Genomic DNA, 4,467 nt, shown 5'->3' on the forward strand with positions numbered 1-4,467 from the left:
TAGCGTTGATCCAAGTTAAGCCTAAACGCTTTAGACAAAGACGAGATTTGCAACTTCCGTATCACAAAGTAATCATCCGCTCCATTAAAAGGTACTCAATAATGAGTACCTTTTCTTTTTGCACATTTTACTGCGTTCAAATTTAAACACAACATCAATCAAATCAGAACATTTTTATAAAGCTTACAATCTAATTGCAATGGGAGAACACGGTTCTTCCCTACAAAATGACAACTACTTTGCTTCATTTATATATTATTTGACAAAATCATAATCTTACCAATCAAAACTTTTTCTTCTCAAAACTTTTTCTTCAACTTGGCAAGCTTTTTTTCGGCATCTTTATATCCGCCTTTGACGGCTTTTTCATAGGCTTTTACGGCTTCTTCCCTATTGCCTGTTTTTGCATAATATTCACCCAATGCAAATGATGCTGACGCTATACCATTATCGGCGGCAATTTTATAGTACTCCATTGCAAGTTTCGGATTGCGGGTAACACCTCTGCCGTCCATAAGAATATCTGCAATTTTGGACGCTCCATTCGCACTGCCAAGGTCTGCGGCTTTTTTGTACCACATAGCCGCCTGTTCGGGATTTTTGACACCGTTCACGGAAAATTCAGCCATCCACAATACGGCAGGAAGATAATCGAAATCGGTTGCAAGGGTATTCATTATATTTTTAGCACGGGCAACGGTTTCAACGGTCGGATTTTTCAAAAGCCGTCTTGCCTTCATATATTCAAGCTCGCACATTTCTTTTCTGTTCTGAACGCTTGTACCGTGCAGAATCGTGTTTACATCGCTCTTAAATTCGCCGTCATTCGGTTTTTCAGGGGGCTGATGTTTTTTCATTTTATCAAACAAGCTCATAACTCTCCTCCTTACCGTTCAATCCATACTAAGATTATAAATGAAAACTGCAAATTTATAAATCTGTTTGGGCATTATATTCAAAAAGCATATTGATTTTATCCTTAAATTCGATTATAATTTACTTGTAAATATAAAAACCACTTGTTTTTTAAGGAGATAACGATGAATATATTTGACAACATTGCCGCTAATCTTTCATTAAAGTATGAAAATTCGGAATTTTATAAAAACAAACTCATCAAACGATACAAGCCACTCATCACACCGGGTGTAAAGTCACAGGACGAGCTTATCATTTCTCTTGAAAAGCACTTTGACCTTGAACTGACCGACAAGGCTGTTATGAGCAAGACTTTTCTTGAACTCTGCGTTATGGGCAATATTGATTGTGATGAGCCTGATATGATTGATTTTGAGATTTACAGAGTTGTGAGAAATTCAAAGAGCGAGGCGCTTTATGCTTGCGAAAAGTATGACCTTGACGATGACGATATTTTCATCATCTTTGAGGAGCATAACAACTTCTTTATCAGTAACTCGCAGATTGTCGAGATGCTGCTTATCATCAAAGAGGGTGTTTCTGCCGAGGACTATGAGAATGAAACTCCCGAATTTCTCAACTACATCCGTGTCTGCCGCTACTTCTGCCAGACAAACTTTTTTAAGCTCAACAAGGCTGTTACATATGACGAGTTCGATATGATTGACATTCCCGAAGACGAAAGCAATTCTGACGATGCCGATTATTTTGACGAGTCTGATGACGAAACAGATGACGATGTCACAGATGCAATTGAGTTTTAAGAATTAACAGAATAAACAGTTTGGGCTGTCACAGGATTTCGCATTCTGCAACAGCCCTTCTTTTATGCTCGCATTTAATTTATCAAATTTACTTTTTACGATTAAACTTTTTCACCTTTTCGGAAAGCTCGACGAGTTCTTCTTTTGAAAGTTCGGGAAGGCGCTCAAGATCATCAAGAAACTTTGCACTGCTTTCGTCAGCACGAAGTTTTGTACTTTCGACATAGTAGCTTGTGATTACGCCCGGAACTACTGCAATGATAAGAATTGAACATATCGAAAGAAAGATTGAAAGCACTCTGCCGACAAGCGTTGTTGCAAGCACATCTCCGAGTCCTATTGTTGTGGCAACGCTGAAACAGTACCATATGCTGTCAAAAAGCCGAGTTATGTTCGGTTCAAAAATCCATATTGCAACACTCACCGCAAAAAACACGATAACATAACTGCACAAAAGCTTGATTGCACCCGTCCGTTTGAGAACAATTTTCAACAGTCTTGTCTTTTTCAAAGCACCACCCCATTTGTATAAATTATAACAATTATAAACACCTCCGTCAAGGCGATAGATATGCGGTTTTGAGGATAGAAACCTTGAAGGAGTAACTTTTTTGTTATATGACACACTGAGCAGCAAAACCTTTTTAAATATCATTTTTCTTAGCTTTTGCTTGACTGATTTCAATGACAGAAAACTCATCTTTGAAGATATTTTCATACACACAAATCTGCATTTTGCAAATTTTCTAATATACTGTGCGAGGTAAGCAGGAGCAAATCACAGTCATTTCCTATTACAGAAAAAAACAACCCCATAATCAACTTCACTTCAGCAGTGTGAGTGCTGTTTGTTGTAGCAATTTAATTATTATGTTATAATGTAATCATCTGTTTAAAACCGTAAGCATCTGAAATCGGGAGGAATTTTGTTATGATAAGGATAATGTTTGTGTGCCATGGGATGACTCACGAACGCTTTACAAACCGCAATATTCCTTTGTAAATCTCGGCAAATCACTGTCAGTTGAAAAGTACAAGACTACCAAAAGACTACTTCTCCCCTATTCTATATGGCTGACACAGAAGATGATGGCTACATTGTATGATGTAGGAAAAATACAATCAATTATCATATTAAAAAAATATTTGAGGATGAGGATAGTAAATCGCAGGAAGATGCAGTTATTCGAAAATTTCGAATAACTGATCCTGACGGAAAAGTTACAATACAAATCATTATTCTTTGGAAATGATTATTGCGGTTAGGTTTAAGACCAATTCCGAGTGTGCGGTGAAGTTCCGTAAATGGGTGAATCAGATTGCAAAAAACTATACCATCAAAGGTTGGTTAATAAATGATGAGCGTCTGAAATGTTCAGTAAAAGAAATGCTGAGTCATGAAAAGTACATAGGCATTGAAGTAGTGAATGTGGATGGCGAAGATGGTCAGATTTATAAGTTAAACTATTATCATCAAGCCAATATTTCAAAAGAAACCCTCATCACGGAAAAATGTGGGATAATCAAAAGTAAATATTGAAAAAGAGCATAGGAAGCTCCAAAATTGTAGTTGACAAGACAAACAATTGAGGAGAGAAACCTATGCTCTATTTAGATGATATCAAAGTCGAATTTTAAAGACAAGGATTTAAAGGAACACATATAGGAATCAGCCCTAATAAAGATAAAAGCGTACTGTTTCTGGAGAGCTTAAGGTTAACGCAGACAGTCCGTTGTCCTTATTGTGGAGGCAGTGTATATATATTTATGAAAATGGACAAGTCAAACTCAAAGATATCCCAATATGGAGAGGTACTACACACATATGGAACTTCTTTATCCATAGATATCAATGCAACTGTTGCCACGAAACATTTACAGAGGAAATACCTTTCAAATATCCAGGAACACGGATAACATACCGAGCTGCAAACTGGATCAAAGGCTTTTTGCAGCAAAAAATGTCCATCAAAGCAATACAGGAATTGACCGGTATTCACTGGGATACGATTCGCAAAGTACAGCGGGAGATCATGGACGAGGCAATTTGGGAAAGAGAAAAAATGTTAAAAGAGGAAGGCTACAAGCCGAGGATACTTGCTGTTGATGAATTTGCAATCCATAAAGGACACAGTTATGCAACCTGCGTGATGGATTTTGAGCAGGGAGATATCTTATGGGTCGGAAAGGGCAGAGCGATGAAGGATTTTGAAAAATTCTTTGAAGATATGACTTCCGACTCCTTGTCGGCAGTCATCGCGGTAGCGATGGACATGAACGCATCTTACAACAAGCTTGTAACAAAGCATTTGCCCAAAGCACAGATTGTATATGATCGCTTTCATATGCAGTCGCAATTTGGCAGAGATGTTCTCGGCGTTATTCGTCTGGATGAAGCTCGTAGGCATAAAGCCAAAGAAAAAGAAATCCTTGCCGATATCTCGGATGATACCGACAAGGAAACTATGAAATCTCTTAAACAAGAAGCTAAAGCCGAAAAGCAGGAATACAGCCAACTCAAGAAGCTGCGTTGGTCATTGCTCATTAACTCAGATAAACTCTCCGACAGCAAACCGAGCAATTACAATCTATTCTGCAAGATCATCACGACCTTGCTGTTTGTTATGCCATGAAAGAGGAAATGTGCAGACTTTATGAAGTGACAGACTACCAACAAGCAGTCACCGGATGGACAAAATAGTTTCAGGCGGCGAAAGAAAGTGAGATTCCCGCATTGGTACGGTTTGCAGTTCAAAAAGAAAAACGGCTCCCCGGATTAGCTGCC

General features: G+C 38.2%; 5 protein-coding genes. 3 read left to right on the top strand and 2 right to left on the bottom strand.

The window, feature by feature from the left end:
* Positions 1-299: 299 nt before the first annotated feature.
* Positions 300-875: a tetratricopeptide repeat protein gene (locus RBATCC27255_RS03255; protein WP_101028727.1), complete on the bottom strand. Its 576-nt coding sequence runs from the start codon at positions 873-875 to the stop codon at positions 300-302.
* A 165-nt stretch (positions 876-1,040) separates the two neighbouring features.
* Between RBATCC27255_RS03255 and RBATCC27255_RS03260 the strand changes: the two genes are divergently transcribed.
* The gene (locus RBATCC27255_RS03260; protein WP_101028728.1) at positions 1,041-1,682 is read left to right on the top strand and encodes a hypothetical protein; all 642 of its coding nucleotides are present in this window, start codon (positions 1,041-1,043) and stop codon (positions 1,680-1,682) included.
* An 88-nt stretch (positions 1,683-1,770) separates the two neighbouring features.
* Here the strand turns inward: RBATCC27255_RS03260 and RBATCC27255_RS03265 are convergent, their stop codons facing one another.
* Positions 1,771-2,193: a potassium channel family protein gene (locus RBATCC27255_RS03265; RefSeq protein ID WP_021883385.1), complete on the bottom strand. Its 423-nt coding sequence runs from the start codon at positions 2,191-2,193 to the stop codon at positions 1,771-1,773.
* 738 nt (positions 2,194-2,931) lie between these two features.
* Between RBATCC27255_RS03265 and rhuM the strand changes: the two genes are divergently transcribed.
* The gene (gene rhuM / locus RBATCC27255_RS10795) at positions 2,932-3,222 is read left to right on the top strand and encodes a RhuM family protein (protein ID WP_341458195.1); all 291 of its coding nucleotides are present in this window, start codon (positions 2,932-2,934) and stop codon (positions 3,220-3,222) included.
* Positions 3,223-3,745: 523 nt separating this feature from the next.
* Positions 3,746-4,315: a transposase gene (locus tag RBATCC27255_RS03275; RefSeq protein ID WP_169923227.1), complete on the top strand. Its 570-nt coding sequence runs from the start codon at positions 3,746-3,748 to the stop codon at positions 4,313-4,315.
* Positions 4,316-4,467 lie beyond the last annotated feature (152 nt).

The sequence above is a fragment of the Ruminococcus bromii genome (assembly GCF_002834225.1).
Taxonomy (GTDB): domain Bacteria; phylum Bacillota; class Clostridia; order Oscillospirales; family Acutalibacteraceae; genus Ruminococcoides; species Ruminococcoides bromii.